Here is a 26,380-nt window from a genome sequence, read left to right as displayed (position 1 = left end):
CGGTCAACACCTACACCGACCTGGAACCGGCCCTGCTAGGCCGCGTAGAAGAACTGATCGACTTCGTAACTGCGTAGCCCAGGGGGCTGTGTTTGCCCAGGGGGGCGACCCCCTGGAAGCATCCCGTTAGCGACACAGGCATGCCCGCTCCGGGCGCAGAGCGCCCTTCGCGTGCCTGCCCGTGGCGCGGCGGCAGAGGTTGACTCTCGGCGTGTTGCCCTTCCCGGCAGGCCCATAGGGGCAACACACCGCAAGTGAATCGACCCTCTGACGGGGCGGTATCCGCGAGATCGGGTGCCGCCCCGTTGACATGCGGAAACGCGGGATGACCTGCGGTTTTGGCTGCTCGGCGTCCGGCGCTGGCGTTGATCTTGTCTCACTAGCGCGCACTGGTTTCCGCTGGTGCTCGCTGTTCGCGGGCCACCTGCGGGCCATGGCCCGGAACGGTTGCCGCTGGCTACGGGCCGTCTAGGGCGCGGTCTATGGCCTTGTTGGCGCGGGTCTCGCTGAGCTGGCGCTCTAGGGGGTTGGTACCCCAATCAGTGACGGCGATAAGCACCGTGCCGCATTGGTCGGCGTCGCAGCGTGGATGCCGTGCGGCGGTGTCGAATGTCCGGACGGGACGGTCTAGTAGTCGCCCGGCTCGGCGTCCGGCGGCGCGTAGCCGGTCGCGCTCGTCGGGCGAATGGTAGACGGTGCTGGCCTGCCCGGATCGCCTGAGTTGGTCGGCGATGACGGCGGCCAAGTCTTGGCTCATCGGGTCGTCCCTCCTGGCGCTCTGATCCAGGATGGCGCGGTGCCGGTACGGGTGCCAAGTGTTCGCAGCTGGGAGCGGGCCGGCGGCCGCCTGTTGTGCGGCGCGGTAGGTGCGCAGGGCGGTAGCGGCTGCCGGTCAGCGGCAGGGGCGCGGGGGCATGCCGGGCGTGTTCTTTCCGTGCGTTGACCTGTGCTGTCGTGGGGAGCCGGGCGCGGGCTTGGGTGGGGCGGCGGGCTGCTAGCCTCGCGTGGCTCCGGGCTGCCGTGCGGCTGCCCGACATCAGGCCGGGGGCGGCCCGCCGGAGGGGACCCCGCCCAAGCCCGCGCCCGGCGACCCTGCACCGACCTTGCCCCCGTGGGGGTCTGCGCGCGTGCCCTCCTTGTCCAGTCTGCGCGACGGCGGCTTAGCGCGCTGACCGTGCCGCACACGCTCTTATGGGTAGAGCCCTACGCCGGAGGCGGGTCGTTGCAAGGGGCGGGGGTCGGGGTTGGTTGGGAACCGAAGTAGCCGAACCTTGCGCGCCTGCTGGGGCGTTGAGCGGGTACCCGGCGTCAGCGGGCACGGACGTGGTGCGCTGGTGCGCCGGGTGCTCGATGGCGGGCATGGCGGCGGGAGGCTGTCAGGGCGTCGGCGGGCCGAGCCACGGCGGCCGGAGGTCGTCGTGGTCTCGTGCCCGCCGGTACGTTCATTGACGACGATTCCGACCGATCCTGTTCCGTCCGGTCGGGCTTGCATGCGCGAAGGCGCGCGGCGATGCACCGCGCGCCTTGACCTACGTAGGGAAAATCCTCACACAGCAGCGGGAGGTGTCAGCTCACGTCGTGGCGTCCGGCCTTGATCTCTCGAAGGATCAGGCGCCACTGCTGTGCGGAGATGGTCAAGTGTGGTCCGGCCGACAGCTTGCTGTCACGCACCGCAACAGCGGATGGCATGCTGGCGACCTCGACACACTGGCCGTTGCCGCTACTCCGGCTGCTCTTCCGCCACTTGACGCGCGACGGGTCGTGCGGGGTGGTCATCATGCTCCTCTTACTGGCTAGTGCTCCCGCGCCGTTGCAGCGAGCAGTGACACTGATGCACTCGGACTGAGCGCTACGGCACGAAGATGCGTGAAGACCAGGTTATACCGGGAGATGTCCGTTTCCTCCTCAAGGAAGAGGTCTCCGGCCTGGCTGTCGATATAGACGATCTCCGGCCCAAGGGCCTCGGCGAAGTTCATGACCACGAACGAGCCGGGCATGCCTGGGTGGGCTCCCGCATTGAAAGGGATCACCTGAAGATGCACGGTTGGGAGTTCGGTGATGCGCACCAGGTGTTCCAACTGCTCCCGCATGACGTCGCGACCGCCCACGACGCGCCGTATGGCGGCCTCGTCCACGATCGCCCAAAGCTTGAGAGGTTGCTCCTTGGAGAGGACGGCCTGCCTCTGCATGCGCGCCTCTACGCGGCTTTCGATCTCGTCGCGCGTGGATTCGGGCAGAGCGCCCTCAATCGCGGCTCGGGCGTAGCCCTCGGTCTGGAGGAGGCCGGGGATGAACAGGCACTCGTAGTTCAGGACCTCGGAGGCTTCGGCCTCAAACTCGATGTAGGAGGTATAGCGCTCCGGCAGGTCGGTCGCGAAGGTGTTGAGCCAACCTCGGTGGGCGGACTGCTTGAGCAGAGTCATCAGCTCCGTGCGCTTTGGCTCTTCAAGCCCGTAAACGTCCAGGAGGGCGGCGAGCGTCCGGGCCTGAGGCCGCACACGGGCCGTCTCAATGCGGTAGAGCGTGGCGACGTTTACCCCGGTCCGCTCGGCTACCTCCTCGCGTGTTAGATCAGCGACACTGCGCAACTGACGAAGTTCGGCGGCAAGCCGTCTGAGCCTGACGGTTGGTGCTGGCACAGTCCACCCTTCCTGGTGACGGCGCGGGGTCTCAGTCTGGCTACCTCAGCATGTTGCCCTCAACAACCTTGATCGTTGCAATCAATGCGGATGCATACCTTGCATTTGCCTACAGGGCAGGAGCATGCTGTGCACAGCGTTCCACATCGAATGGCGGAACGTGGGCCAAACGCAAACGGCCCCGGCCCGACGCTGGGCACGTCGGGGTGATCCGGGGCCTAGCCCGACTGGAAGGAGTCGGACCATGACAGATGGTACGGGCAACGCCTTAGAGGTGCTTGCGGCGCAGCTCACGGAACTGGGTTACCGGGCGGAGTTGCACGGAGGGACGCTGCTGGCGTCGTTTGGGGCGCGGCGCGAACTGGTGATCGTGTGCGACGGCCGGTGGTTCCGGTGGGGCTGCGAGAGCGGGAACGTGATCGGGGAGGTCGGTCACGAGGAGGCGGCGGCGGAACGTGCCGGGCTGGTCCTGCGGCAAGTGGCGAAGTGGTCGTGATGAGCGGCCACGGGGTGCAGGGGTGTGTCAGCGCGTCCCACGAGTTGGACACCGAGTTTCTGGCGGCGAAGACGGCTCCGGGACAGGTCCGGTCGCTGGTCGAACTGCGGCTGGCGTCGTGGGGGCTGGCGTGGCTGAGCGATGACATGACGTTGATCGCCAGTGAGCTGGTTACGAACGCCGTGCTCCATGGGGCACAGGGCGGACAGATCCGGGTGCGGCTCAAGCTGGAGCCTGCCGGGGTGCTGCTGGCGGTGTGGGACCCCTCGGACCGCAGCCCCGTGCGCAAGCGCCCTTTGGAGGCAGTGCTGGGGGATGCGGCTCCGGACGCGGAGGCTCTGGCCATAGACCGCAACGACGGTACGGGGGGCCGAGGTGTACCGATCATTGAGGCGCTGGCGGACGACTGCGGGGTGACCCTGACGATCGAACCGGTCGGGAAATGGGTGTGGGCGCGGGTCTCGGTGGCGTCGGGGCGGAGGCGGGGTGCCTGCGATGGGGCGCAGTAACAAGCGGACGGTGAACCGGCCGACGTTCGTTGATGGCTGGGATTTCGGTCCTGAGTGGGTCATACGGCCCGGTGAAGTGGCCAGGATGTTCGGCGTGCACCGCAGGACGGTCGCGCGCTGGGCTGAGAGGGGGGAGTTGGCGTCGATCCGTACGCCAGGAGGGGAGCGCCGGTACAGCCGTCAGCAGGTCGAGCACCTGCTTAGTGATGGTGCGGTGACCGGCGGGTGAAAGCAGGGGGCGCGGTGGCTCGGGTGGGGTACCAGTGGGCCGCCGCGTCCCCTGCCGGACTTGCCAGGGCGTAGGTGCAGGGATCGGGAATCAGGAGGGGCGTGCGTGAGGGCGCAGGATTTGGTCAGAGCGGTCGGTCGGTTGCGGCTGGTGCTGGACGCTCGGACGCTGGGAAACCATGATGTGGCGGTGCGGCGCCTGGAGGCGCTGCGGGTCGCGGTGCTGCCGCTGGGCTGGCGGTGCGTGGGGCTGTACGACAGGCGGGAATTCCGGTTCCCGGTGCCGCTGCTGTGGGTGTACGCCAGTGGGCACGGCGAGGACATCGGGGCCGTGGTGACGGTCCGGGCGCTGCCGGATGGGGCGTGGGGCTACTTCGAGGCGGGCGACCGGCGAGTGGGATTCATCGCGCCGTGCGGTGACGTCAAAGAGGCGGCCGGTGCCCTGGACACGCTGTTGAAGCACCGCCTGTTTCCAGTGCGGGAGTGGGCCTGACCGGGAACGGGCCGGGCTCGGAACCCTTGAACTTGGTTGCTCGGCGTTGAGGTCACCGCCCGGTTGATGCAAGGACTCCCGACGTGGGCGACAAGTGGACCGATGACGGCGGCAAGTACGACCAGCGTTCCCTCAAGCACCGTCCGGCCGGTGACGTGCGAATCGTCCCGCTGCCTCCCGTCCTGGTCGCGCTGCTGCGCGCACATCTGGAGCGGTGGGGGACGGCTCCGGACGGGCGGGTGTTCTTCGACACGGCGGCCGGTGCCGATTACGCGCCGATCACCAACGCGATGTACGGCAAGCTGTGGCAGCGGGCGCGGGCCGTCGCGCTGACCGACTCCGAGCAAGCGGCGGGCCTGGCCAAGCGGCCCTATGATCTACGGCACGGCTGCGCGTCCCTGCTGCTCAACTCCGGCGTTCCCGCAACGGAGGTGGCGCGCCGTCTGGGACACTCCCTAACGGTCCTGCTGTCCACATACGCGCACTGGTTCACCGGCATGGAAGAAGAAGCAAACCGGCTCATTGACGCTGCTCTCAGCGGCTCTGAGCCGTCCGCGAACGACTCCAACACTGACGGGCTATCCACGGGCCAAACCACTAGTCCCGCGGACGCGTAGCCTCGTTTCCGCAGGTCAATGGCCTAAAGAGACGAGACCACGCATTCGCCGCAACTGAACGGCCAACACGCCGCACGGTGGCTGAGGTTGACTTGCGGCATGTTGCCCCTCCCGGCGGGCCCATAGGGGCCAACACGCCGCAACTGAACGGCCGGCGCGCCTCGCAGTGGCCTGTTGGTTCAGGTCAGGTCTCGGACTACTGCGTCGGCCAGTAGGCGGCCTCGTTGGGTTAGGACGGCTCTGCCTTCGGTGTAGGGGGCCTCCTCCAGGAGGTTCTCTTCGATCGCCTTGCGTACTGCCTTGTCGTCTAGGAGGGCGGTGGGACAGCCCTGGGCCAGGCGCAGTTCGAGCATGATGCGTTCGATGCGGCGGTCTTCGTCCGTCAGGATCTCCCTGGCGTGCGCCGGAGTCGTGCCCTCGGCCAGGCGGGAGGCGTAGGCGGCGGGGTGCTTGACGTTCCACCAGCGGGTTCCGCCGACGTGGCTGTGCGCACCCGGGCCGACGCCCCACCAGTCGGCGCCCGTCCAATAGAGCATGTTGTGGCGGCAGGCGGCGGTGGGGTCGGCGGCCCAGTTGGAGATCTCGTACCAGCGCAGGCCATGGGCGGTGAGCATCTCGTCGGCGATGAGGTAGCGGTCGGCCATGGCGTCGTCGTCGGGGGGCGTGAGTTCGCCGCGTCGCACTTGGGCGGCGAGGCGGGTCCCCTCTTCGACTATGAGCGCGTACGCCGACACGTGGTCGGGTTCGGCGTTGAGCGCTGCTTCCAGGGAGGCCCTCCAGTCGTCGTCGGTCTCCCCCGGTGTGCCGTAGATGAGGTCGAGGTTGATGTGCTCGAAGCCCGCCTTGCGCGTCCACTCGACCACTTGGGGGACGCGGCCGGGAGTGTGGGTGCGCTCCAGGACCGCCAGGACGTGCTCGCGCGCGCTCTGCATGCCGTAGGAGATCCGGGTGAATCCGGCCTCGCGGAGCTTGGCCAGGTAGGGCTCGTCCACCGATTCGGGGTTCGCCTCAGTGGTGACCTCGGCGTCCTCGGCGAGCCCGAACTCGGCGTCGATGGCCGCCAGGACGCGGCCCAGGTCGTCCGGCGGAAGCAGGGTGGGCGTGCCGCCGCCCACGAAGACCGTCTCGACGGCGAGATCGGCGTCCCCGAGGACGCGCCGGGCCATCCGCACCTCGCTGACGGCGGTGTCGGCGTAGGAGTCGCGGCTCGCGCCGGGGCCCAGCTCCGTCGCCGTGTAGGTGTTGAAGTCGCAGTACCCGCAGCGCGTCACGCAGAAGGGCACATGGACGTAGAAGGCGAAGGGGCGGTCCCCCAGGCCCTGCAGGGCACTGGCGGGCAGGGCGCCGTCGGAGGGGACGGGGTCGCCGTCGGGCAGCGTGGATGGCACCCTTCGAGTCTGCCTCAGACCTCGTCGAGCTTCGCCCGCAGCCAGTCGGGGATGTGGGCCTCGGAGCGGGGGAAGCGGTCGAGGTCGAGGGCGTAGGCGGACGGGGTGAGGGGCGGGGTGAACTCCGGCTCCCCGTCGTAGTCGAACTCGGCGCTGAAGCGGCCCGAGCGCTCGATCCGGAGGCGCGCGGTGAACCAGGCGCCCTTGCCGTTCCGGTACATGACGCGGCGCAGCTCGTCCATCCTGCCGATGGCCTGGCCGGGCGGGATCGCGGTGCGCCGCCCGCCGTCGGCGTCCTCGACCTCGAACGACGCGCTGTCGATGCCGACGGTCGCGCGGAACTCGAAGTCGAGCCGCTCCCAGCCGTCCGGGGCGGCGGAGCGCAGCGCGCGGACGGCGCCGTTCACCGTCTCCCGCTCCTTCGCGGAACGCAGAACCTGCTCGGGGTGGGTCACGCGCTACCTCCGGGAGGTCGGGTCGGGACCGTCTGGCCGCCGTCTCCGACCGTACCGACATACGCGCCGAGGTCGAGCAACCCCCGCCGTGTCGTCGGGAAACCACCCGCCGGGCGGCCGGAATGGAGCGTGCCGACCCTCTTGGGTGGATAATGTCGTCGGGATGGTGGACGAGGGTGCGGACGAGCGGGGACGCGCGCCGGCGCGGGTGCTGCTGCGGGGCGGGCCGGACGGCTGGCACTGCGTGGTGGTCGACGCCGCCGGCGGCGAGCGGCGTTCGGACTTCCCCGGCGCGGGGACGCGCTGGTCGACGGGCGCGGACGGCGATCCCGAGCCCCCGTGGTGGCGGCGCCGGCTCGCCGAGACGGCCGAGGGGCTGCGGGAGGCGGTCGCCGAGCGGCTGACCGACGCGACGTTCCGGGCCCTCGGCGTCGAGGCCGTGATCACCTGGTTCGCGGTGGACGAGCCCGTGGAGTGGGAGGGCCTGGTCACACTGCGGGAGGCCGATCCGGCGCGGTTCCCCGGCCGGGTCGCGCCGTTCGTGATCACGCTGGAGCCGGGGCGCGGGGCGCTGCTGCCGGACGCGAGCCTGCTGTTCTCCACCCGGGCCGCCGACGCGTGGACGACGCTCGCCGCGGTCGCCGAGCGCTGCGGCACCCGCCCGCCGAAGGCGTCGCTGCTGTGCGGGTGGGCCGACCACCGCAGCGTGCGGGTGGGGCGCGGGACGCTCGCGCTGTCCACCGACCGCGGCGAGGACGGCGTGGAGCGGCTCGCGGAGATCTGCGGGAAGCGGTCGCCCGGCTGGAGCGGCAACCCGGAGATGCGGTTCCGGCTGGACGGCGTCGACCTGCTCGACGAGCCCGCCCGGGACGTCGTCGCGCTGCTGCGGGAACTGGGGCACGACGTCGTCCGGCGGGGCCGGGCGGTCCGGCTGGCGGCGTCCGGCCTCACGCTGTACGGACCCGACCGGCCCGGCGAGGCGGAGCGGTTCACGGCCGTGTCGCTGCAGCAGCCGGCGGGCCGCGCGGCGCTCCGCGTCCCGCACCGCAGCCGCGTCTGAGGCGGGGCGCCTCACGGAGCCGACACCGGCGGGCGACCGCGCCGTCACCGGAACGCGACCCGGCCGCCCTAGCTTCCCTGATCATGAGAAGCCGTGCGCGTCATGCCGTGCTCGCCGCCCTCGCCGGCGCTCCCCTCGCCCTCGCCGCCCCGCCCGCCCACGCCGCCGCGTCCGGCGCGATCACCGTCCACCGCGGCGGGCCCGCCGCGTCGCTGGCGTTCACCGCCCGCCGCGCCGGGGAGGCCGTGATCTCCTTCGCCGCGTCCGCCCCGGGCGTCTCGTGGGTCAGCGAGGGCGCCGAATCCGCCGTCGTGTCGGTCGCGGTGGACGGACGCCACGTGACCGACCTCGTGGTCCCCTCGTCCGACCCGATCCCCCGGAGCCTCGGGCTCGGGCACGTCGGGAAGGGCCGCCACAAGGTGGCGATCCGCTTCGCGGAGGGCGGCGCGCCCGCCGCGCGCAGCGTCACCCTGCGCCGCACCGCGGTGCGGGTGTCGGACGCGGTCGCCCTCCGCCACGCGCCGATCGTCGTCGGCCGGACGGGCTGGCCCTTCGGCGACCCCTACCAGAACGCCGTCACCGACACCCCGCTCATCGCCTGGCACGAGACGCGGGCCGCCGCCACGCCCGGGCACCGCGTCATCGAGTACTCGGTGGTGTGGAGCAACGAGGACGGCGGCACCGACACGCCCGCGCTGATGGCCCGCTGGGGCCGGACCGCCGACATCGAATGGGTCTACCGCGTCGAGGTGGACGCGTCCGGGAACCGGGTCGGCGGAACCGCGGTGTACCAGGCGCCCCTGCACCTCACGCTCAAGTTCACCGGCCGCTACGAGGGCGACCACCCGGTGCTGCAGACGTGCACGTCCAACAACAACATGTGCGACGTGATCTCGCCGGATCCGCCGCTGCGCTTCCTCCTCGACGCGTCCCAGACCCGGCCGGAGGGCCGCGCCCGCGAGGTCGTCATGGACCGCGAGCCGTGGACGTACCGGGTCGCGGCGCAGGAGATGGTGCGGGAGGGGAAGATCGAGAGCCCGTCCGACCCGGCGACGCGGGCGGTCGGCGACCCGCGCACGTACCTTTTCGCGGAGTTCGCCAAGACGACCGGCGCGCCCACCGGGTGGGGGTCGGCGCCGGGTGTGGCGCTCGGGGTCCGGCTGAAGTCCGACCCGTCGAAGCCGTACCGGTCCGACCACGGCGAGCCGGCCTGGGCGATCGACCGTGACGGCGCCGTCGCCACCACCGTCGAGCTGCCTGAGGGGACGCGGATCTCCGACATCGCGAGCATCGAGGCCGTCCGCACCCCGACCGGGTTCGGGGACAACGGCGCGGCGGTGACGGTCACGTCCGTGAACCGGGCGTTCTTCCTGGACGAGTCGTACCTGCCGCGGCCGTCGTCCGTCGCGTGGGCGGGCTCGGTCACGCTCACACCCGCGAACCCGTCCGCGGTGATCTGGCGGCCCTGACGAGGCGGCCCCGCCCCGGTGGCGCGAAACGGCCACGGGGCGGGCGGCCGCGGGGAACCCGTCCGAACTCTTCAGGCGTCGAAAGCGTCATACACTTCGCGCAATAGCTCGCACAGCGAACTAGAGGAGAGGACGTCCGCCATGGCCTACGGGCCTCCCCCGTCGCCCGGCCGAGGGCAGCAGCCCGGACGGCAGCCGCAGCAGGCCCCCTGGCAGCAGCCCGGCAACGCCTGGCAGCAGCCCCGGCAGCAGCCCGGCGCGGCCTGGCAGCAGCCCCAGCAGGGCGGGCGCACCGCCCAGATGCCCGGACACTACGGGCCCGTCAGCCACGACGACCGGACGTGGTCGCTCATGGCGTACGTGGGCCAGTTCCTCGTCGGCGCGGTCGCACCGGCCATCGTCTTCTTCGGCAAGCCCGGCTCGCCGTTCGTCCGGCGGCACGCCGCGCAGGGCCTCAACATGGGCATCGCCGCGATCACCGTGTGGTTCGTGTTCGGGCCGCTGTCCCTGCTCGTCGACTTCTTCATCTGGGTGCCGCTGCTGTTCACGGCCGCCGTGATGTTCTTCCTCGTCTACGCGGGACGGGCCGCCAACCGAGGCGAGTTCCGCCGCGTACCGGCCGTGGTGGCGTGGCCCATCCTGAAGTAGGGCCGCGCCGGGCCGGCGCTACTACTTCCTGCCCTTGTCGGCGTCGCCGCCCCCCGTGGAGAGGGCGGCGACGAAGGCCTCCTGCGGGACGTCCACCCGCCCGATGGTCTTCATGCGCTTCTTGCCCTCCTTCTGCTTCTCCAGGAGCTTGCGCTTGCGGGAGATGTCGCCGCCGTAGCACTTGGCGAGGACGTCCTTGCGGATCGCGCGGATGTTCTCCCGGGCGATGATCCGGGCGCCGATCGCCGCCTGGATGGGCACCTCGTACTGCTGCCTCGGGATGAGCTCCTTCAGCTTCGAGGTCATCATCAGCCCGTACTCGCGGGCCTTGTCGCGGTGGACGATCTGGCTGAACGCGTCCACCGACTCGCCCTGCAGCAGGATGTCGACCTTCACGAGGTCGGCCTCCTGCTCGCCGCTGGGCTCGTAGTCGAGCGAGGCGTAGCCGCGGGTCCGCGACTTCAGCTGGTCGAAGAAGTCGAAGATGATCTCGGCGAGCGGCAGCGTGTAGCGGATCTCGACGCGGTCCTCCGAGAGGTAGTCCATGCCGAGCAGCGCGCCGCGGCGGCCCTGGCACAGCTCCATGATCGCGCCGATGTGCTCGGCCGGGGACAGCAGCGTCGCCTTCACGACCGGCTCGTACACCGCGCCGACCTTGCCCTCGGGGAACTCGCTGGGGTTGGTGACGGTGTGCTCCGTCCCGTCCTCCATGACCACCCGGTACACGACGTTCGGCGCGGTCGAGATCAGCGAGAGGTCGAACTCGCGCTCCAGCCGCTCCCGGACGATCTCCATGTGCAGCAGGCCGAGGAACCCGCAGCGGAACCCGAACCCGAGCGCCGCCGACGTCTCCGGCTCGTAGACCAGCGCGGCGTCGTTCAGGCGCAGCTTGTCGAGCGCGTCCCGCAGCTCCGGGTACTGGTCTCCGTCCACCGGGTACAGGCCGGAGAACACCATCGGCTTCGGGTCGCGGTAGCCGCCGAGCGGCTCGGGCGCCGGGCGGGACGCGCCGGTCACGGTGTCGCCGACCCGCGCCTGCCGGACGTCCTTCACCCCGGTGATCAGGTAGCCGACCTCGCCGACGCCGAGGCCCTGCACGGGCTCCGGCTCGGGGGAGATCACGCCGACCTCCAGCGTCTCGTGCGCGGCCCCGGTCGACATCATCAGGCTCTTCTCGCGGCGGGACAGGTGCCCGTCCACGATCCGCACGTAGGTGACGACGCCCCGGTAGGTGTCGTACACCGAGTCGAAGATCAGCGCGCGGGCGGGACCGTCCGGGTCGCCGACCGGCGCCGGCACCTCCTCGACGATCTTGTCGAGCAGCTCGCGGACGCCCTCGCCGGTCTTGCCCGACACGCGCAGCACGTCCGACGGGTCGCAGCCGATGATCCCGGCCAGCTCCTCGGCGTACTTGTCCGGCTGCGCCGCCGGGAGGTCGATCTTGTTCAGCACCGGGATGAGGTGCAGGTCGGCCTCCAGCGCCAGGTACAGGTTCGCGAGCGTCTGCGCCTCGATGCCCTGCGCGGCGTCCACCAGCAGGACCGCGCCCTCGCACGCCGCCAGCGACCGCGACACCTCGTAGGAGAAGTCGACGTGCCCGGGGGTGTCGATCAGGTTCAGGACGTGGTCGACGCCGCCGGACGTCCAGGGCAGCCGGACGGCCTGGCTCTTGATCGTGATGCCGCGCTCACGCTCGATGTCCATGCGGTCGAGGTACTGGGCGCGCATCCGGCGCTCCTCGACCACACCCGTCAGCTGCAGCATCCGGTCCGCGAGAGTCGACTTGCCGTGGTCGATGTGCGCGATGATGCAGAAGTTGCGGATGATCGCGGGATCGGTCTTGTCGGGCTGAGGCGCTGGCACCGGGGTCCGTTCGCAAAACTCACTGGTGGGCATGGATGGATGTGCTTCCATAGTCCCATGCCGGGCGCGGTGCTCCGTGCACAGCCCGGTTTGGGGCGGGCACCGGTGATTGGTAAGCTGTGCGACTGCGTGTGGCGTAGCGTCGTGCCCGGGGGGCACCGTCCGCCCCCGTTCAGACATTCCGTTGGAGCCTGCCGGTGAGCAGGCGTGGATCGCTACCAAGCTGAGGCACTACGACGTGGCTAACATCAAGTCCCAGATCAAGCGCAACAAGCAGAACGAGAAGGCCCGCCTGCGCAACAAGGCCGTCAAGTCCGAGCTGAAGACGGCGATCCGCAAGTTCCGCGAGGCCGCCGAGGCCGGCAACGTCGACGACGCGATCGCCGCGCAGCGCCTCGCCGCGCGCAAGCTGGACAAGGCCGTCAGCAAGGGCGTCATCCACAAGAACCAGGCCGCCAACCGCAAGTCGGCGATCGCCAAGCAGGCCGCCGCCCTGCAGTCCGAGTAACCACCGCACGCCCGGGGCCGGCCGCATGCGCGCCGGCTCCGACGCATTTCCGGGGCCGATGTCCATGGACGAACGCCGCATGGTGAAGATCTCCAAGTATCTCGCCAAGCACCTGCGGCACCGCCCCGAGCGGATCGGCCTCTCCCTTTCGCCGGAGGGCTGGGCGGACGTCGCCGAACTGCTCGCCGCCGCCTCACGGCACGGTTTCGCCTTCACCCGCTCCGAACTGGAGCACGTGGTGGAGGCCAACGACAAGAAGCGCTATGAACTGGACGGCGACCGGATACGGGCCGTCCAGGGGCACTCGATCCCGGTCGAGCTGAACCTGCCCGCCGTGCCTCCGCCGGAGTTCCTCTACCACGGCACCGCCAGCCGCTCCGTGGACGCGATCCTGCGCGAGGGGCTGCAGCCGATGGGCCGGCACGCCGTCCACCTCTCCCCCGACCGCGAGACGGCCCGGCGCGTCGGCGCCCGCCGCGGCCGGCCGGTCGTCCTCACCGTCGAATCCGGGCGGATGGCCGCCGACGGGCACGAGTTCCGGGTCAGCGCGAACGGCGTGTGGCTGGCCGGGTCCGTCCCGCCGGAATATCTTCGCGAATGACCTCGGCGGCCGCCCAGTCGGGCACGTGCCGCACCCAGTCCGGGCCTCCGCGCGGCCCGAACAGGTACCGGTGGGGCACGATCCCGCGGATTGCCCGGTGCACGTCCAGCCGGTCGTCGATCATGTGGGTGATGCCGAGTTCGGCGCAGTGCCGCGCCTTCTCCGCCCGCTTCCGGCAGAACCGGACGTTCGTCCTGGGCAGGCCCGTCCTGGCGTAGAAGTCGTGGTGGTCGAGCCACGCCAGGGTCCTTTCCCGTATGCGGTCACCGCATTTGGAGATGATCCAGGCGCGCCCTTCGAAAGCCTCGATGAGCCCGGGCAGCACTTCGTAGACGCCTTCGGTCGCCGGCGACGCGAGCGCCTCTTCGAAGCTTCCGTCCAGGAAGGCGGTGTCATCGTCGCCCGGGCCCAGAAGTCCCCCGTGAATGACGCGGCCGAAGTCGATGCCGAGCCGAGGTTCGATGTCCATGCCTCAACTCTCGACCCCCCATCCCTAAAGCAGAACTATTAATAGCCACTCCAGCTATAGTTCTATCTATGGATTTGAGCCGCCTCTCCACGGACGCGCTCGCCTCGTTCGCCGTCTTCGCAGACCACCTCAACTTCACCCGCGCCGCCGACGAGCTCCACATCTCGCAGCCCGCCCTCCACGTCAAGGTGCGGAAACTCGCCGAGACCCTCGGCCGCCCGCTCTACACCAGGCACGGGCGCCGCCTGGCCCTGACCCCGGCCGGCGAGCAGGTCGCCCGTTTCGCCCGCGACCTCGACGCCCGCGTGGCGGCGTTCCTCGCCGAGGTCGGCGGCACTGCGGCGTCCCGCGCGCCCGTGCTCGGCGCCGGGGAGGGCGCCTACCTGTACCTGCTCGGCGACGCCGTCCGCCCGGGGGTCCGCCTGATCAACGGCGACCGCGCCCGCACCCTCGCCGCCGTCCGCACCGGCCGCGCCGACGTGGGCGTCGCCGTCCTGGACGTGCTGCCGTCCGACGTGGAGACCGAGCTGCTCGCGTCCTACCCGCAGACCCTCGTCATGCCGGACGACCATCCCCTGGCCGCCGAGCCGCGCCTCGCCCTCGCCGACCTCGCGGGGACGAGCCTCATCGTCCCGCCGCCGGCCGGCCCGCACCGCGTCACGCTGGAGCGCGCGCTGCGCGCCGCCGAGGTCCCCTGGTCGCTCGCGGTCGAGGCCGAGGGCTGGCCGCTCATGCTCCACTTCGCCTCGCTGCGGATCGGCCTGGCCGTGGTGAACGGCTGCGTCCCCCCGCCGCCCGGCCTGACCGCGCGCGAGATCATCGACCTGCCCGCCGTCCCCTACTACGCTCTGCATCTGCCGGGCCGGGCGGACGACCCCCTGGTCGCCGACCTTCTGTCCGCCGTCCGCAGAGCTGTGAGGAGTACACCGTGCATTTCGAGATCTCAGTTGACATAGACGCCACCCCCGAGACCGTCTGGAACCTCCTGAAGGACGTCGAGCGGTGGCCCGAGATGACCGATTCGATCGACCGCGTCGAAGTTCTCGACAAGCCGTTCGGCCTTTCCAGCCGGGCGCGCGTCCACCAGCCGAAGCTGCCCGCCGCCGTGTGGACGGTCACCGCCTTCAAGGAGAACGAGACCTTCACCTGGGAGTCCCGGTCGCCCGGCGTCACCACCACGGCCGCGCACGACATCGTCCCGAACGAGAAGGGCGTGACCGCTCGCCTGACCCTCGACCAGAAGGGTCCTCTGGCCCCGCTGATCGGCCTGCTGACGGGCCGTTTGAGCCGCCGCTACGTGACCATGGAGGCCAACGGCCTGAAGGCCAAGGCCGAGCAGTGACGCCGCCTGGCGCCGATGCCCCTCGGCCGGCGCCGCAGGCGGCGGGATTGTCGTAGCGTTCCCGGTCGGACGGCCTCGGCCCTTCCGGACCGTCCGACCCGACCCGCGCCATCCGGGAGACCCGCACGGCGCCGAACCGGCGCCCCGCTCATGGCCCCGTCGTCGTCGCACAGCCGATGCGGTCAGCCCCGGGCGGCGACGATGGCGGCGACGGTCTTCTCCAGCGCGTACGCGGGGTCGGCGGCGCCGCCTTTGACCTGCTCGTCGGCTTCGGCGACGGCCGCGAGCGCCCGCGCGACCCCGTCCCCGGACCAGCCTCTCAGCTGCTTCTGCACCCGGTCGATCTTCCACGGCGGCATGCCCAGCTCCTTCGCCAGCGCCGCGCCCCGCGCTCCTCTCGGCGCGCCGCCGACCTTCGCCAGCCCCCGCACCCCCTGGGCGAGCGCGCTGACGATCAGCACCGGCGCGACGCCCGTGGCGAGCGCCCACCGGAGCTGCTCCAGCGCCTCGGCGAGCCGCCCCTCGATGGCCTTGTCCGCCACCGTGAACCCGCTGACCTCCGCGCGCCCCCGGTAGTACCGGGCGACCGCGGCGTCGTCGATCTTCCCGCCGGTGTCGGCGACCAGCTGGCTGCACGCGGACGCCAGCTCCCGCAGGTCGTTCCCCACCGCGTCGATCAGCCCCCGCGCCCCGTCCGCGGAGATCTTCCCGCCCGCCCGGCGGATCTCGGCCCGCACGAAGTCGACCCGTTCCCCCGCCTTCGTCACCTTGGGGCACGAGATCTTGCGCGCCTTGAGCTTGGTGAGCCCGTCCACCAGCGCCTTCCCCTTGGCCCCACCGGGATGGACCGCCACCAGCACGACTTCTTCCGCCGGGTTCCCGGCGTACTTGAGCACCTCGGCCGTCAGGTCCTTCCCCAGGTCCTGCGCCGACCGGATGACGAGCACCTTCCCGCCCCCGAACAGCGACGGCGACGTCAACTCCGAGATCCGCCCCGGCTCAAGCCCCCCGGGCGCCAGGTCGATGACCTCCACCTCCGGATCTTCGGCCCGCGCGGACGCGACGACCTCCCCGATCGCCCGCTCCACGAGCAGCTCTTCGTCCCCGATCACCAGCACAACCGACTCGACCGCCACACCAGCAGCATGCCACGCCCCAGGACGGGCTCAGTACCGCCGAGCAGCACCGTGACGCCCTCCGCGTGCCGTCCGGAGGCTCCCGCCGCAGCCGGTAGAGGGACCCCGGGTCCTGGGCCATCCCGGCTCATCGAGTAGGGGCGTCCTGGACGCGGCGGCAGTCGGGGGTCGAGCCCCGCGGATCGGCGCTGTGCGCGTCCACCGCCCCTGTATCTCCCGCAGCGCTTCGTCCCGCCCGGCCGGCATGCCGCCAATGCACGTCGGCCAGCTCGAAGCAGAGCGGTCGGGAGTGTCTGAAAGCCTACGCCGCCGTGCTGCAGATGACAGCGTGGGTTGATGGCTGAACACCGCCGGACCCCGGCGGCCACTGTGAGACCTCCCGACTGTGAGCCGACCCGCTCTTGTACTGCGGTTTACAGACCTGTAAGTTAACCCGCGTGTCGAAGTGGTCGATGAGCGGCGAGCGAATCCTGGAGGTGGCCGCGGCGCTCTTCTACGCGGAGGGGATCGGCGCCATTGGCGTCGATCGTGTGGTCGAGGAGTCCGGGGTCTCCAAGCCGACCTTGTACGCGCAGTTCGGCTCGAAGGCGGGCTTGATCGCTGCCGTCCTGGATCGTCGCCGCGAGCAGCGGCAACAAGCAATCGGCGCGTATCTGGCGGACGCCGTCGATCCACCCGCGAGCCAGGTCCTGCGGTTGTTCGACTGGTTCGCCATCGGCCACGCCAAACCGGGGTTCCGCGGGTGTCCGTTCACCAACGCCGCCGCCGAGCTGCCCGACCCCGAGCACCCTGCGCGCCAGGTCATCGCGGAGTACAAGGCCTGGCTTCGTACGGTGCTGACCGACCTGGCCGAGGAAGACGGGCTGCCCGACCCACCGTGGTGGGGCTCGACCCTGGCACTGCTGATCGACGGCGCGAACGCCCGCGTCGTCACCACCGGCGACACCACGGCCATCCAGGACGCCCGCCGCACCGCCGCGGCGCTCATCGCCGCCGCGCCCGCCCTGCCCCTGCCCGTACCCGCCGAGGAGAACCGTTGAAAGAGACCCTGCAGCCCGGACTGACCCACACGATGACCTACGTCGTTCCGGCGACCCGCACGGTGCCGCACCTGCTGCCCGAATCAGGCGACTTCGCCGCCATGCCGCACGTACTGGCCACCGGCTACCTGGTCGGGATCGTGGAGTGGGCCTGCATCGAGACGGTGAAGGGTCACCTCGAGGACGGCGAGATCACCCTGGGCACCCACGTCGACCTCTCCCATCAGGCGCCGACCGTCCCGGGGGCGACCGTGACCATCGAGGTCACGCTGACCGGCGTCGAGGGACGAGCCCTGACCTTCGACGTCACCGCCCGTGACGATCACGCCGTGATCAGCACCGGCAGCCACCGGCGTGGCGTGGTCAACCACGACCGCTTCGTGAGTCGGCTGCCGCACCCGCAGGTCGGAGCCCGTCGATAAGCCGGCGAGTGTTCGACACCCACCTCCACATCATCGATCCCGCCCACCCACTGGTCGAGAACGGCGGGAAGTCAGGAGGTAGAGGGACGCCAGGGCTGCGGTGCCCGCCAGCGCGTAGGTGAGTTTCGGGGAGAGACCCAAGGTCACGCCGTCCACCAGCTTGCGGGCGAGGTTGAGCGTGCCGGCCCCGGCGCCCCTGTAGGCACGTCGTCGGGTTGTTGATGGCGCGTTGGGGGCGGTCAGTTGCGGGTGATGGCTGTGATGGTGGTTGCGGTGCGGACTATGGCTATGTCTCCTTCCTGGTCGGTGCGGTGGATTTGGGTGTGGAGGCGGCGCAGGAGGGCGAGGGTCGCGGGTGAGGGGTGGCCGTAGTCGTTGTGTTCGCCGACTGAGATCAGCGAGATGGCGGCGTGCGCGGCGGCGAGGAAGCCCGGGTCCTGGCTGCGCGAGCCGTGGTGCGGGACTTTCAGGACGTCGACGCGGGGAACGGTCGCTTCCAGGGCGCGTTGGGCGTCCGTTTCGATGTCGCCTGCGAGGAGGGCGCTGAAGCCTGGTTTGCGGGCGACGAGGACGACGCTCGCATTGTTGATCGCGGTGCCGTCGTCCTCCGGTGAGAGGGGTCGGGCGGGGCCGAGCGGGGCCAGGATCGAGAGCGTCAGGTCGCCGATGCGCCATCGCTGGCCCGGTTCGGCGGGGCGGGAACTGAGACCCGAGGTGTAGCGGGCCTCGCGGCCCGAGGTGGCAGGGGTCGTGAGGACCTGGTGGACCGTGCGGTGGCGGCGGACGCCGGACGTGCCGTTGATGTGGTCGGCGTGCGGGTGGGTCAGGATCAGGAGCGGGACGTCCGTCACGTGGAGACGCCGCAGGCAGCGATCGACCGGGGCCGGCTCCGGGCCGGTGTCGACGACGACGGCCCGGCCCGGGCCGGCGGACAGCGCCAGTGCGTCACCTTGTCCGACGTCGCAGGCGACCATCTGCCAGCCGGGGGGCGGCCAGCCGGGCGACAGCGCGCGCACGGCGATGACGCCGGCCAGTACGCCGGTCATGGCGGCGGCAGCGATCACGCGGAGGCGGCGGCTGCGCAGGACCAGGACCGCCGCCGCGCCGGCCGCGAGGAGGGTCGCGGCGCCGAGGGCTCCGCCCGTCCAGGGGAGGGTCGCGTAGGGCAGCGCGGCGGCGGTGCGGGCGACCCGGATGATCCAGCCGACGGCGAGGCCGGCGGGCCACACGATCAGCCGGGCGAGGGGCAGCGAGACGAGGGCCGTCACGGTGCCGAGCGCGCCGAGGAGGGTCGCGGGGGCGACGGCGGGCGCGGCCAGCAGGTTCGCGAAGACGGACACCACGCCCACCTCGCCGGAGAGCATCACCAGGACCGGCGCCACCGCGACCTCGGCGGCGGCCGTGACGGCGAGGGCGTCGGCGAGGGGACCGGGCAGCCGGCGGGAGAGCCGTTCCCGCCACGGCGGCGCCAGGACCAGCAGCCCGGCCGTCGCGAGGACCGAGAGCGCGAACCCGTACGAGCGCGCGAGCCCGGGATCGATCAGGACGAGGAGCAGGACGGCGGCCGCCAGCGCGGGAAGCCCCTGGCGTTCCCGGCCGGTGAACAGCGCCAGCAGGCCGATGAGGCCCATGACCGCCGCCCGCAGGACGCTCGGTTCCGGCCGCGCGACGAGGACGAAGGCCGCCACCGCGACGACGGCCACGGGCGGGGCGCGGCGGCGGCCGAGGCCGGTGAGGCGGCACAGCCCGGCCACCGCACCGACGACGATCGCCAGGTTCGCTCCGGAGACGACGAGGAGATGGGTGAGCCCCGCGGTGCGGAAATCCGCCGCGAGCGCGGGGTCGAGGCGGGAGGTGTCGCCGACGACCATGGCGGGCAGGACTCCGCGCCGGTCGGGCGGCAGGCGCTCCACGGCCGCCCGCAGCTTCGCCCGCACGCGCTCGGCGGCGCGCTGCGGCGCGGACGGCGGACCGAGGACGTCGGGCGGCCCCCGGACGATCACGACCGCGGCGAGGAGACCGCCGCCCTCGGGCCGCACGAACCGCCCGCGCAGCCGCACCCGCTGGCTGGGGATGAGGCGCAGCCAGCGCGGGTCGGCCGCGATGAGCAGCACCGGGACGCGGACCTCGGCATGCCGCACCGCCTCCGCCCGGGCGCGAACAATGATCATGCGTCGGGCGTGGCCGGGTTTCTCCTGCGGATCGCCGGTCACCACCGCCTCGGCCGTCGCGAACCGTCCGGTACGTGCGAGGTCGTGCACCGGACCGCCGGCCACGGCCGTCGCCCGGAGCGCCACCCCGCACGCCGACGCCGCCGCGCACGCCAGCATGACTCCGACGACGATCCGCCGCCCGCCCGGCCCACCGCCGCCCCGGTCACGACGGCACCGCCCGCCCGATCCCGCATCCGTACGTTCTTCGCCGGGGCTGCGGCGGGAAGTCAGGAGGAAGAAAGAGGCCAGGGCTGCGGTGCCCGCCAGCGCGTAGGTGAGTTTCGGGGAGAGGCCCAAGGTCACGCCGGCCGTCAGCCAGGTGGCGAGGGCGGGGATCAGCAGGCGGATGTCGCGGGTCACACGCGGACCATGGGTTTCAGGTCGGCGAACCGGTGGGCGCCTATGCCGCTGACCTCCTGGAGTTGCTCGACCGAGCGGAAACCGCCGTGCTGGGTGCGGTAGGCGACGATGCGCTGGGCGAGCACGGGGCCCACGCCGGGGAGGTCGTCGAGCTGGTCGGGGGTGGCGGTGTTCAGGTCGAGCGGTGTGCCGGGCGCCCCGGAGGCGGACGCGGCGGGTGCCGGCGCGGGCGTGGGGCGCGGGACGCCGACCGGGATCTGTTCGCCGTCCACCAGCTTGCGGGCGAGGTTGAGCGTGCCGGTCCCGGCGCCCCGGCGGACGCCCCCGGCCGCCTTGATCGCTTCGGCGACCCGGGACCCGGACGGCAGCGTGACCACGCCCGGGTGCCTGACCTTGCCGAGGACGTGGACGACCACCGAGGACGCCGCCGCCGGGGCCGCGGACGCGGTGGGCCGCGGGTCGGTGAGCGCGGCGCTCGCCATCGGGGCCGCGGACGCCTGCGGGCGCGGGCGCGCGAGCCACAGGTAGCCCGCCGCCACCAGGGCCGCGACCACGCCGATGAGGACGAGCGTCCGGACGTGGGACCGGTCGGGCGTCGCGCGTAAGCGGGCGGCCGGGGGCGCGTCGGACGGCGGGGAGGGCGGCTTCAGCCGTCCCATCAAGGTGTGCAGGCGGTCGTGCGGGTCGGGTCTCATGCCGTCCGACGCTAGGGAGGCGCGGCGCCCCGTCGCGGCACGTTGAGCAATTGTGGATAACTCTGCGTCAGCGGCGCCCCGTGGCGGTGCGGGCGGCGGCAGCGGCCGGCACCAGGAGGCCGGCGATGAGCACCGTGACGCGCCGCAGCGAGTCCGGGTCGGAGAGGTACACGCCGCCGAACACGGCGATCGCGAGGACGTTCGCCAGCAGCGCGCCGGTGTTCGTCAGCGCGGAGACCGCCGATGCCCTCGCAGGCCCCACCGCACCCGCGACGCGGTCGACGAGCGGGCTGAACCCGGCGGCGTGCCCCGCGCCCGCGACGTACAGGAGCGGAACCGAGAGCAGCGCCGGCCAGCCGTTCTCAGTCAGGACGGCCAAGACCAAGACGGCGATGGCGAAGGACAGCAGGCCTGCCGAGGGAAGCTTCGTCCGCAGCGGAAAGCGGGTCCAGCCCAGGCCCACGGTGGCGAACCCCATCGTGTACGGGACGAACGTGAGTCCGGCCCGCAGCGGTGAGAAGCCGAGGACGTCCTGCAGATACAGCGCGAGCGTGAACAGGAACCCCGCGTAGGCGCCCATCACCGAGCAGGCGGCGAACAGGCCGGGCCGGACGGACGGGCTCCGGAACACGGAGAGGTCCAGCAGCGGAGACGCCGCCCTCAGCTCGTAAGCGCAGAACACCCCCAGCAGGGCGCAGCCGACCGCCAGGGACGGCCATGTCCAGACCGGCCAGTGCTGTTCCCTCCCGAGCACGAGCGGCACCACGAACGCGGCCATCCCGCACGAGAGCAGCGCCACGCCCACGAGGTCGAGACGCGTTTCCTTCGTAGGTTCCGGAGGCATCACCCGCGGCCCTATGACGAGCAGCAGTGCGCCGATGGGGACGTTGACCAGGAAGATGGGGCGCCAGCTCCCGCCGAGGGTCACGATGACCCCTCCCATGACCTGCCCCAAGGCGACCCCCAGCGCCAGGACCATCGAATAGAGCCCGAGCGCACGTGCTCGGGCGGTCCCGTCGAAAGCCAACTGGATGAGGGAGAGCACCTGCGGCAGCAGCATCGCGGCCGACGCGCCCTGGCACACCCTCGCGGCGACGAGCACGGCGCCGTTCGGTGCCAGCCCGCACGCCAGGGACGCGGCGGTGAATCCGAACAGCCCGAAGAAGAACATCGCGCGGTATCCGCACTTGTCCCCCAGGCGCGTGCCCGTGACGACCAGTACGGCCAGGGCGAAGCTGTATCCGCCCGTGACGAGTTGCAGCAGCGCCCCAGACGAATGCAGCCCCTCCGCGATGTTGGGCATCGCCACCGCCACGATGGAGCCGTCCATCGAGACCATCGTCTGCCCTGCGAGCAGGACCACCAGCAGCCATCGTCCGACCATTCGGCGAGTCTCCATCGAGGCCGCCGGGAACGCTTGAAGATGTTTGTCCTGCGTACGATGGCGACCATGCGCCAGTCGACGCCTGTGGCCGTGACGGACGATTTCGCCGTCCACACGGTGCGCTGCACGGATCACCGGCCCGGCTGGTCGGAACCGGAGCCGTTCACCGGCCACCAGGTCGTCCTGGTCAGGCGGGGACGGTTCCGCATGCGCTCGCGCCGGGGACGCGCGGTGATCGACCCCACGATGGGCTACGCGCAGGCTCCGGACGAGGAGGGCCAGTTCGCGCACCCCGCGGGCGGTGACGTGTGCACCGCCATCACCCTCTCCCCCGATCTATGGCGGGGAGAGTCCGGCATGGTCAGGGTCGGGGCGCGCGCGGACGTCGCCCATCGCCTCCTCCTGCGCGCCGGTCCCGACGCCGCCTACGAGGCGGCCGAACACCTGCTGAGCCTGCTCGACCACCTGAGCCTGGACGACGCGCGGGGAACGCGTCGCGCACTGGTGGACGAGGCCCGCGAGGCCATCGTCAGCGGCCATCCCCAGGCGTCCGGGCTCGTCCCGCTGGCGCGGTTCCTGGACGTCTCGCCGTCCCACCTGAGCCGGACGTTCCGCCGCCAGACCGGCATGTCCGTCACCCGCTACCGCAACCGGGTCCGGGTGAGCCGCGCGCTCGACCGCATCGAACGGGGCGAGCGCGACCTGGCGGGCCTGGCCGCCGATCTCGGTTTCGCCGACCACGCGCACCTCACCCGGACGGTGAAGGCGGAGACGGGCCACCCACCGGCCGCTCTCCGCCGGCTCCTCACGACCTGACCCGTCAGAGCTGGGGCGCCACCACGACGCCGAGCATGCCGGGACCGACGTGGGCGCCGATGACCGGGCCCACCTCGCCGACGTAGACGTCCTCCACGCGGGGGATGCGTTCGCGCAGGCGCGCGGCGAGCGTTTCGGCGCGGGACGAGGCGAACAGGTGCTGGACGCCCAGGTCGACCTTGCGGTCGCCGGCCTCGGCGACGGCCAGCTCTTCGAGCCGGGCCAGCGCGCGCGTGGACGTGCGCACCTTCTCCAGCGGCGCTATCCGCCCGTCGGCGATGTCCAGGAGCGGCTTCACCATGAGCGCCGACCCCAGGAGCGTCGCGGCGGCGCCGATCCGGCCGCCGCGCCGCAGGTGCTCAAGGGTGTCGACGTAGATGAGGGACCGGGTGAGTTCCGCCCGGCGGGACGCGGCGGAGGCGGCCTGCTCGGCGGTGCCGCCGGCGAGGGCGGCGGCGGCCGCGGAGAGGGCGGCGAAACCGAGCCCCATCCCGATGGTGCCGGTGTCGACGACGGTCACGGGCACGGGCGCGTCGCGGGCGGCGAGGCGGGCGGCCTCGACGGTCCCGGACAGGGCGGCCGACAGGTGCACGGAGACGACGTGGGCCGCTCCGGACGAGGCGGCGGCCTTGTAGACGTCGGCGAAGCGTTCCGGCGCCGGGCGCGACGTGGTGATGGGGCGCCATTCCTTCAGCGCCTGCGCGGCCTCGGCGGCGCTGATGTCGCCTTCGTCGCGGGTGGCGCCGCCGACGGCGATCTGCAGCGGGACGACGGTCAGCCCGTGCCGTCCGGCGAGCCCGGCGGGGAGGTAGGCGGTGGAATCCGTGACGACCGCGACCGCACTGCCCATGGTGGCGACCCTACCCGCCGCCGGGGAGGCGCGTCAGGGCTGGACGGGCACGCCGCCGCGCCAGATGCGCAGCGCCCGGAGCCCGAACGCCCACGCGAACGCGCCCTCGTGGTCGGCGTCCCACAGGACGATGTCGGCGAGCATGCCGGGGGCGAGGGAGCCGCGGTCGCCGACGCGCAGCGCGGCGGCGCCGCCGAGGGTGGCGGCGCGCAGCGCCTCGGTGACGCTGAGCCCGAACATGGCGACGGACAGCCCGATGACGAGCGGCATCGAGGTGATGCCGCACTGCCCGGGGTTGTGGTCGGTGCCGAGCGCGACGGTGACGCCGCGGTCGAGCATCTGCCGGACGGGCGCGGGCGAGCGGCTGCTGTTCAGGGCGCTGCCGGGGCAGACGGTGGCGGTGACGCCGGCGTGCGCGAGGGCCTTGATGTCGTCGTCGCTGGCCTGGGTGAGCAGGTCGGCGGACGCGCAGCCGACCTCGGCGGCGACCTGCGCCGCGCCGATGCGCTCGTTGGCGCAGGCGTGCATGCGGGCCTTCAGCCCGGCGCGCTTGCCGGTGAGCAGCAGGGCGCGGGCCTCCTCGGCGGTGAAGTGGCCCTCGTCGCAGTAGACGTCGATCGAGTCGGCGCCGGCGACGGCGGCGTCGCCGGCCCACAGCCGGACGGCCTCGATGTAGTCGCGGCGGCGGCCGAAGAACTCGGGCGGCAGGATGTGCGCGGCGAGGAACGTCGCGTGGATGCGCGGCATGGACGGCTCGCCCTCCAGCGACCGCAGCATCCGGATGTCGGCGAGCTCGCCGTCGCGGGTGAGGTGGTAGCCGGTCTTGGCCTCGACGGTGGTGGTGCCGGCGAGGATCCACTGGCGGAGCCGTTCGCGGACGCCGTTGCACAGCGTCCAGGGGTCGGTGCCGCGGGTGACGGTGACGGTCGAGTTGACGCCGCCGCCCGCCGCGGTGATGGCGGAGTGCGACGACCCGCTGGTGCGCATGGCCAGTTCGGCCCAGCGGTTGCCCGCGTAGACGGGGTGGGAGTGCGCGTCGATGAGGCCGGGGGTGACGAGGCCGCCGCCGAGGTTCTCGACGTGGTCGACGTCCACGATGTCGTCGATGATGCCGGGGACGCTCTGCGGGAGGTCGGATGCGGGCCCGGCCCAGACGATCCGGTCGTCATGGATGAGGACCGCGGCGTTGCTGCAGACGTCGGTGCCCGTCCAGAGCCTGCCGATGTTCGTCAACAGCCGTACCGTCATAGGGTCACCGACCTGAGAGGAGCCGTGCGCGGTGCCGCGCGGGATGGCGCTGGAGGGGGCCGCCCGCCCTCATTCCAGTGTTCGGACCTGCCATGGCCACCTGCTCTCGATCCGAAACACCGACTGGGTGCCGGCGATCAAGCTCACCGTTGGAGGGTCGGGTGGCCGGACGACCACCGCTGGCAACGAGACCGGAGATATCGGTTTCGTCACGGTAGTGCACCGAAGGCCCGTCCGACAACCTTTCGTCGTAGCGCATCGACAGCCATCACCCCGCCCCTAGCTCTATGACCGTACGGATTTCAACCGCACCGTCAAGCGGATTGGACAAGCTGTCACCGTTCGGCGACCGAGATGGCCCTTCTGCCGGTTTCGGTCGTGTCCGAGGGGCGCGATCCGGGCCTCGGTGAACGGCCCGGCCTCCGGGTTTCCCCGGAGACCGGGCCGGTTTCGGGCCGCCGGAAGGGGTCAGGCCGTCGGGGAGACGGTCTCGTACTGCGCGAGCTCGCCGGCGAGGCCCGCCGGGACCCGCGCGTGCAGGACCGTGCCCTCGGCGACGTGCTCCTGCTTGAGCACCTCGCCGCGCTCGTGCACCTGGGCGACGAGGTCGCCGCGCTCGTACGGGACGAGGACGTGCAGCTCGCTCTCCAGCCCCGGCAGGTCGGCCTCGATGGCCGCGCGCAGCTCGTCGATGCCGAACCCGGTGCGGGCGGAGACGACGACGCTGTGCGGCTCGCGCCGCTGCAGCCGCGCGAGCGCGAGGTCGTCGGCCGCGTCCGCCTTGTTGATGACGATGATCTCCGGGATCCGGTCCGCGCCGATCTCGCGGAGCACTTCGCGGACGGCGTCGATCTGGGCCTCGGGGTCGGGGTCGGAGCCGTCCACGACGTGCAGGATCAGCCCGGCGTCGGTGACCTCCTCCAGCGTCGACCGGAACGCCTCGACGAGCTGGTGCGGCAGGTGCCGCACGAACCCGACGGTGTCGGCGAGGGTGTAGGCGCGGCCGCCGGGCGTCTCGGCGCGCCGGACGGTCGGGTCGAGGGTGGCGAACAGCGCGTTCTCCACCAGCACCCCGGCGCCGGTGAGCCGGTTGAGCAGCGACGACTTGCCCGCGTTGGTGTAGCCGGCGATGGCGACGGCGGGCACCTGGTTGCGCCGGCGCTCGCCGCGCTTGGTGTCGCGCGCCTTGGACATCTCGGCGATCTGCCGGCGCAGCTTGGCCATCCGGGTGCGGATCCGCCGCCGGTCCAGCTCGATCTTGGTCTCGCCGGGGCCGCGGCCGCCGATGCCGACGCCGCCCGCGGCGCGCCCGCCGACCTGCCGGGACAGGTTGCCGCCCCAGCCGCGCAGCCGCGGCAGCAGGTAGTCGAGCTGCGCCAGCTCGACCTGCGCCTTGCCCTCGCGGCTCTTGGCGTGCTGGGCGAAGATGTC

At 71.9% G+C, this 26,380-nt stretch carries 29 protein-coding genes and 1 pseudogene; 16 read left to right on the top strand and 14 right to left on the bottom strand.

Annotation, left to right across the window (positions count from 1 at the left end; translation table 11 throughout):
- On the top strand, window positions 1-77 hold a 77-nt coding region (locus tag ACIWVC_RS26485), incomplete at its 5' end, for a DUF3097 family protein (RefSeq protein WP_396454717.1).
- 1,489 nt (window positions 78-1,566) lie between these two features.
- Here ACIWVC_RS26485 and ACIWVC_RS26480 read toward each other — a convergent pair.
- A complete protein-coding gene (locus tag ACIWVC_RS26480) occupies window positions 1,567-1,776 on the bottom strand; it encodes a DUF397 domain-containing protein (RefSeq protein ID WP_396445201.1) in 210 nt (69 codons plus the stop codon).
- Between the two features lie 17 nt (window positions 1,777-1,793).
- Window positions 1,794-2,639, bottom strand: coding sequence for a helix-turn-helix domain-containing protein (locus ACIWVC_RS26475; protein ID WP_396445202.1), 846 nt, complete (start codon window positions 2,637-2,639; stop codon window positions 1,794-1,796).
- A 244-nt stretch (window positions 2,640-2,883) separates the two neighbouring features.
- Here ACIWVC_RS26475 and ACIWVC_RS26470 point away from each other — a divergent pair, with 244 nt between their 5' ends.
- The 5 genes from ACIWVC_RS26470 (at window position 2,884) to ACIWVC_RS26450 (ending at window position 4,982) form a co-directional block, all read left to right on the top strand.
- The gene (locus tag ACIWVC_RS26470) at window positions 2,884-3,135 is read left to right on the top strand and encodes a hypothetical protein (protein ID WP_396445203.1); all 252 of its coding nucleotides are present in this window, start codon (window positions 2,884-2,886) and stop codon (window positions 3,133-3,135) included.
- Window positions 3,135-3,644, top strand: coding sequence for an ATP-binding protein (locus ACIWVC_RS26465; RefSeq protein ID WP_396445204.1), 510 nt, complete (start codon window positions 3,135-3,137; stop codon window positions 3,642-3,644). The genes ACIWVC_RS26470 and ACIWVC_RS26465 overlap by 1 nt, the downstream gene beginning before the upstream one ends.
- Window positions 3,631-3,873: a helix-turn-helix domain-containing protein gene (locus tag ACIWVC_RS26460; protein ID WP_396445205.1), complete on the top strand. Its 243-nt coding sequence runs from the start codon at window positions 3,631-3,633 to the stop codon at window positions 3,871-3,873. The genes ACIWVC_RS26465 and ACIWVC_RS26460 overlap by 14 nt, the downstream gene beginning before the upstream one ends.
- Before the next feature lie 105 nt (window positions 3,874-3,978).
- Window positions 3,979-4,365 carry a hypothetical protein gene (locus ACIWVC_RS26455; protein WP_396445206.1) on the top strand — a complete coding sequence of 129 codons (387 nt, stop codon included), beginning with the start codon at window positions 3,979-3,981 and terminating at the stop codon, window positions 4,363-4,365.
- A gap of 83 nt (window positions 4,366-4,448) precedes the next feature.
- Complete coding sequence (locus tag ACIWVC_RS26450; RefSeq protein WP_396445207.1) at window positions 4,449-4,982, top strand: tyrosine-type recombinase/integrase; 534 nt, start codon at window positions 4,449-4,451, stop codon at window positions 4,980-4,982.
- 179 nt (window positions 4,983-5,161) lie between these two features.
- Here ACIWVC_RS26450 and hemW read toward each other — a convergent pair whose 3' ends face one another.
- Together hemW and ACIWVC_RS26440 are read right to left on the bottom strand one after the other, a co-directional pair.
- Window positions 5,162-6,370, bottom strand: a complete 1,209-nt coding sequence (hemW, locus tag ACIWVC_RS26445; protein ID WP_396445208.1) for a radical SAM family heme chaperone HemW — start codon at window positions 6,368-6,370, stop codon at window positions 5,162-5,164.
- A 14-nt stretch (window positions 6,371-6,384) separates the two neighbouring features.
- Window positions 6,385-6,825 (bottom strand): hypothetical protein, encoded by a 441-nt coding sequence (locus tag ACIWVC_RS26440; protein WP_396445209.1) that lies wholly within the window; start codon window positions 6,823-6,825, stop codon window positions 6,385-6,387.
- A 163-nt stretch (window positions 6,826-6,988) separates the two neighbouring features.
- Here ACIWVC_RS26440 and ACIWVC_RS26435 point away from each other — a divergent pair, with 163 nt between their 5' ends.
- The 3 genes from ACIWVC_RS26435 (at window position 6,989) to ACIWVC_RS26425 (ending at window position 10,002) form a co-directional block, all read left to right on the top strand.
- Window positions 6,989-7,885 (top strand): hypothetical protein, encoded by an 897-nt coding sequence (locus ACIWVC_RS26435; protein WP_396445210.1) that lies wholly within the window; start codon window positions 6,989-6,991, stop codon window positions 7,883-7,885.
- An 83-nt stretch (window positions 7,886-7,968) separates the two neighbouring features.
- Window positions 7,969-9,354 (top strand): hypothetical protein, encoded by a 1,386-nt coding sequence (locus tag ACIWVC_RS26430; RefSeq protein ID WP_396445211.1) that lies wholly within the window; start codon window positions 7,969-7,971, stop codon window positions 9,352-9,354.
- A 141-nt stretch (window positions 9,355-9,495) separates the two neighbouring features.
- Window positions 9,496-10,002, top strand: a complete 507-nt coding sequence (locus ACIWVC_RS26425; protein ID WP_396445212.1) for a DUF4870 domain-containing protein — start codon at window positions 9,496-9,498, stop codon at window positions 10,000-10,002.
- A gap of 21 nt (window positions 10,003-10,023) precedes the next feature.
- Here ACIWVC_RS26425 and lepA read toward each other — a convergent pair whose 3' ends face one another.
- Window positions 10,024-11,898, bottom strand: coding sequence for a translation elongation factor 4 (gene lepA / locus ACIWVC_RS26420; RefSeq protein WP_396445213.1), 1,875 nt, complete (start codon window positions 11,896-11,898; stop codon window positions 10,024-10,026).
- A 205-nt stretch (window positions 11,899-12,103) separates the two neighbouring features.
- Between lepA and rpsT the strand changes: the two genes are divergently transcribed.
- Together rpsT and ACIWVC_RS26410 are read left to right on the top strand one after the other, a co-directional pair.
- Complete coding sequence (rpsT, locus tag ACIWVC_RS26415; protein WP_396445214.1) at window positions 12,104-12,373, top strand: 30S ribosomal protein S20; 270 nt, start codon at window positions 12,104-12,106, stop codon at window positions 12,371-12,373.
- 64 nt (window positions 12,374-12,437) lie between these two features.
- Window positions 12,438-12,974, top strand: coding sequence for an RNA 2'-phosphotransferase (locus tag ACIWVC_RS26410; RefSeq protein ID WP_396445313.1), 537 nt, complete (start codon window positions 12,438-12,440; stop codon window positions 12,972-12,974).
- Here ACIWVC_RS26410 and ACIWVC_RS26405 read toward each other — a convergent pair.
- Window positions 12,916-13,443 (bottom strand): hypothetical protein, encoded by a 528-nt coding sequence (locus tag ACIWVC_RS26405; RefSeq protein WP_396445215.1) that lies wholly within the window; start codon window positions 13,441-13,443, stop codon window positions 12,916-12,918. The genes ACIWVC_RS26410 and ACIWVC_RS26405 overlap by 59 nt on opposite strands.
- A 68-nt stretch (window positions 13,444-13,511) precedes the next feature.
- Between ACIWVC_RS26405 and ACIWVC_RS26400 the strand changes: the two genes are divergently transcribed.
- Both ACIWVC_RS26400 and ACIWVC_RS26395 read left to right on the top strand, forming a co-directional pair.
- Window positions 13,512-14,399 carry a LysR family transcriptional regulator gene (locus ACIWVC_RS26400; RefSeq protein ID WP_396445216.1) on the top strand — a complete coding sequence of 296 codons (888 nt, stop codon included), beginning with the start codon at window positions 13,512-13,514 and terminating at the stop codon, window positions 14,397-14,399.
- Window positions 14,372-14,785 carry an SRPBCC family protein gene (locus tag ACIWVC_RS26395; protein ID WP_396445217.1) on the top strand — a complete coding sequence of 138 codons (414 nt, stop codon included), beginning with the start codon at window positions 14,372-14,374 and terminating at the stop codon, window positions 14,783-14,785. The genes ACIWVC_RS26400 and ACIWVC_RS26395 overlap by 28 nt, the downstream gene beginning before the upstream one ends.
- 70 nt (window positions 14,786-14,855) lie before the next feature.
- Here the strand turns inward: ACIWVC_RS26395 and ACIWVC_RS26390 are convergent.
- Both ACIWVC_RS26390 and holA read right to left on the bottom strand, forming a co-directional pair.
- Window positions 14,856-14,921: pseudogene (locus ACIWVC_RS26390) on the bottom strand (DUF5954 family protein); the annotation flags it as partial.
- Between the two features lie 46 nt (window positions 14,922-14,967).
- Entirely contained in the window at window positions 14,968-15,921 is a 954-nt protein-coding gene (holA, locus tag ACIWVC_RS26385) for a DNA polymerase III subunit delta (protein ID WP_396445218.1), read from the bottom strand.
- A gap of 437 nt (window positions 15,922-16,358) precedes the next feature.
- Between holA and ACIWVC_RS26380 the strand changes: the two genes are divergently transcribed.
- Window positions 16,359-16,961, top strand: a complete 603-nt coding sequence (locus ACIWVC_RS26380; RefSeq protein ID WP_396445219.1) for a TetR/AcrR family transcriptional regulator — start codon at window positions 16,359-16,361, stop codon at window positions 16,959-16,961.
- Window positions 16,958-17,383: a thioesterase family protein gene (locus ACIWVC_RS26375; RefSeq protein WP_396445220.1), complete on the top strand. Its 426-nt coding sequence runs from the start codon at window positions 16,958-16,960 to the stop codon at window positions 17,381-17,383. The genes ACIWVC_RS26380 and ACIWVC_RS26375 overlap by 4 nt, the downstream gene beginning before the upstream one ends.
- Before the next feature lie 239 nt (window positions 17,384-17,622).
- Here the strand turns inward: ACIWVC_RS26375 and ACIWVC_RS26370 are convergent, their stop codons facing one another.
- The 3 genes from ACIWVC_RS26370 to ACIWVC_RS26360 form a co-directional block, all read right to left on the bottom strand.
- Window positions 17,623-19,956 (bottom strand): ComEC/Rec2 family competence protein, encoded by a 2,334-nt coding sequence (locus ACIWVC_RS26370; RefSeq protein ID WP_396445221.1) that lies wholly within the window; start codon window positions 19,954-19,956, stop codon window positions 17,623-17,625.
- Complete coding sequence (locus tag ACIWVC_RS26365; protein WP_396445222.1) at window positions 19,953-20,651, bottom strand: helix-hairpin-helix domain-containing protein; 699 nt, start codon at window positions 20,649-20,651, stop codon at window positions 19,953-19,955. The genes ACIWVC_RS26370 and ACIWVC_RS26365 overlap by 4 nt, the downstream gene beginning before the upstream one ends.
- Window positions 20,652-20,718: 67 nt before the next feature.
- The gene (locus ACIWVC_RS26360; RefSeq protein WP_396445223.1) at window positions 20,719-22,035 is read right to left on the bottom strand and encodes an MFS transporter; all 1,317 of its coding nucleotides are present in this window, start codon (window positions 22,033-22,035) and stop codon (window positions 20,719-20,721) included.
- A 66-nt stretch (window positions 22,036-22,101) separates the two neighbouring features.
- On the opposite strand from ACIWVC_RS26360, the gene ACIWVC_RS26355 reads away from it, so the two are divergent.
- Window positions 22,102-22,851: a helix-turn-helix domain-containing protein gene (locus ACIWVC_RS26355; RefSeq protein WP_396445224.1), complete on the top strand. Its 750-nt coding sequence runs from the start codon at window positions 22,102-22,104 to the stop codon at window positions 22,849-22,851.
- 4 nt (window positions 22,852-22,855) lie between these two features.
- Here the strand turns inward: ACIWVC_RS26355 and ACIWVC_RS26350 are convergent, their stop codons facing one another.
- From ACIWVC_RS26350 to hflX, 3 genes are all read right to left on the bottom strand, one after another.
- Entirely contained in the window at window positions 22,856-23,701 is an 846-nt protein-coding gene (locus ACIWVC_RS26350) for a DegV family protein (protein WP_396445225.1), read from the bottom strand.
- A 33-nt stretch (window positions 23,702-23,734) separates the two neighbouring features.
- The gene (hutI, locus tag ACIWVC_RS26345) at window positions 23,735-24,949 is read right to left on the bottom strand and encodes an imidazolonepropionase (protein WP_396445226.1); all 1,215 of its coding nucleotides are present in this window, start codon (window positions 24,947-24,949) and stop codon (window positions 23,735-23,737) included.
- Between the two features lie 468 nt (window positions 24,950-25,417).
- Window positions 25,418-26,380, bottom strand: a 963-nt coding sequence (hflX, locus tag ACIWVC_RS26340) for a GTPase HflX (protein WP_396454716.1), incomplete at its 5' end; no start/stop codon positions are given.

It is taken from the genome of Actinomadura sp. (genome assembly GCF_044508335.1).
Lineage (GTDB): Bacteria > Actinomycetota > Actinomycetes > Streptosporangiales > Streptosporangiaceae > Spirillospora.
The sequence above is the reverse complement of the archived record's forward strand: the minus strand, read 5'-3'. Positions and strand labels throughout refer to the sequence as shown.

Bases quoted from the DNA above. Each gene is read 5' to 3' on its own strand.
- ACIWVC_RS26350 (WP_396445225.1), bottom strand. From the start codon at position 23,701: ATGGGCAGTGCGGTCGCGGTCGTCACGGATTCCACCGCCTACCTCCCC.
- hutI (WP_396445226.1), bottom strand. From the start codon at position 24,949: ATGACGGTACGGCTGTTGACGAACATCGGCAGGCTCTGGACGGGCACC.
- ACIWVC_RS26400 (WP_396445216.1), top strand. From the start codon at position 13,512: ATGGATTTGAGCCGCCTCTCCACGGACGCGCTCGCCTCGTTCGCCGTC.
- ACIWVC_RS26355 (WP_396445224.1), top strand. From the start codon at position 22,102: ATGCGCCAGTCGACGCCTGTGGCCGTGACGGACGATTTCGCCGTCCAC.
- ACIWVC_RS26435 (WP_396445210.1), top strand. From the start codon at position 6,989: ATGGTGGACGAGGGTGCGGACGAGCGGGGACGCGCGCCGGCGCGGGTG.
- ACIWVC_RS26480 (WP_396445201.1), bottom strand. From the start codon at position 1,776: ATGACCACCCCGCACGACCCGTCGCGCGTCAAGTGGCGGAAGAGCAGC.
- ACIWVC_RS26365 (WP_396445222.1), bottom strand. From the start codon at position 20,651: ATGAGACCCGACCCGCACGACCGCCTGCACACCTTGATGGGACGGCTG.
- ACIWVC_RS26360 (WP_396445223.1), bottom strand. From the start codon at position 22,035: ATGGTCGGACGATGGCTGCTGGTGGTCCTGCTCGCAGGGCAGACGATG.
- ACIWVC_RS26460 (WP_396445205.1), top strand. From the start codon at position 3,631: ATGGGGCGCAGTAACAAGCGGACGGTGAACCGGCCGACGTTCGTTGAT.
- ACIWVC_RS26470 (WP_396445203.1), top strand. From the start codon at position 2,884: ATGACAGATGGTACGGGCAACGCCTTAGAGGTGCTTGCGGCGCAGCTC.
- ACIWVC_RS26465 (WP_396445204.1), top strand. From the start codon at position 3,135: ATGAGCGGCCACGGGGTGCAGGGGTGTGTCAGCGCGTCCCACGAGTTG.
- lepA (WP_396445213.1), bottom strand. From the start codon at position 11,898: ATGCCCACCAGTGAGTTTTGCGAACGGACCCCGGTGCCAGCGCCTCAG.
- ACIWVC_RS26430 (WP_396445211.1), top strand. From the start codon at position 7,969: ATGAGAAGCCGTGCGCGTCATGCCGTGCTCGCCGCCCTCGCCGGCGCT.
- ACIWVC_RS26405 (WP_396445215.1), bottom strand. From the start codon at position 13,443: ATGGACATCGAACCTCGGCTCGGCATCGACTTCGGCCGCGTCATTCAC.
- ACIWVC_RS26425 (WP_396445212.1), top strand. From the start codon at position 9,496: ATGGCCTACGGGCCTCCCCCGTCGCCCGGCCGAGGGCAGCAGCCCGGA.
- ACIWVC_RS26410 (WP_396445313.1), top strand. From the start codon at position 12,438: ATGGACGAACGCCGCATGGTGAAGATCTCCAAGTATCTCGCCAAGCAC.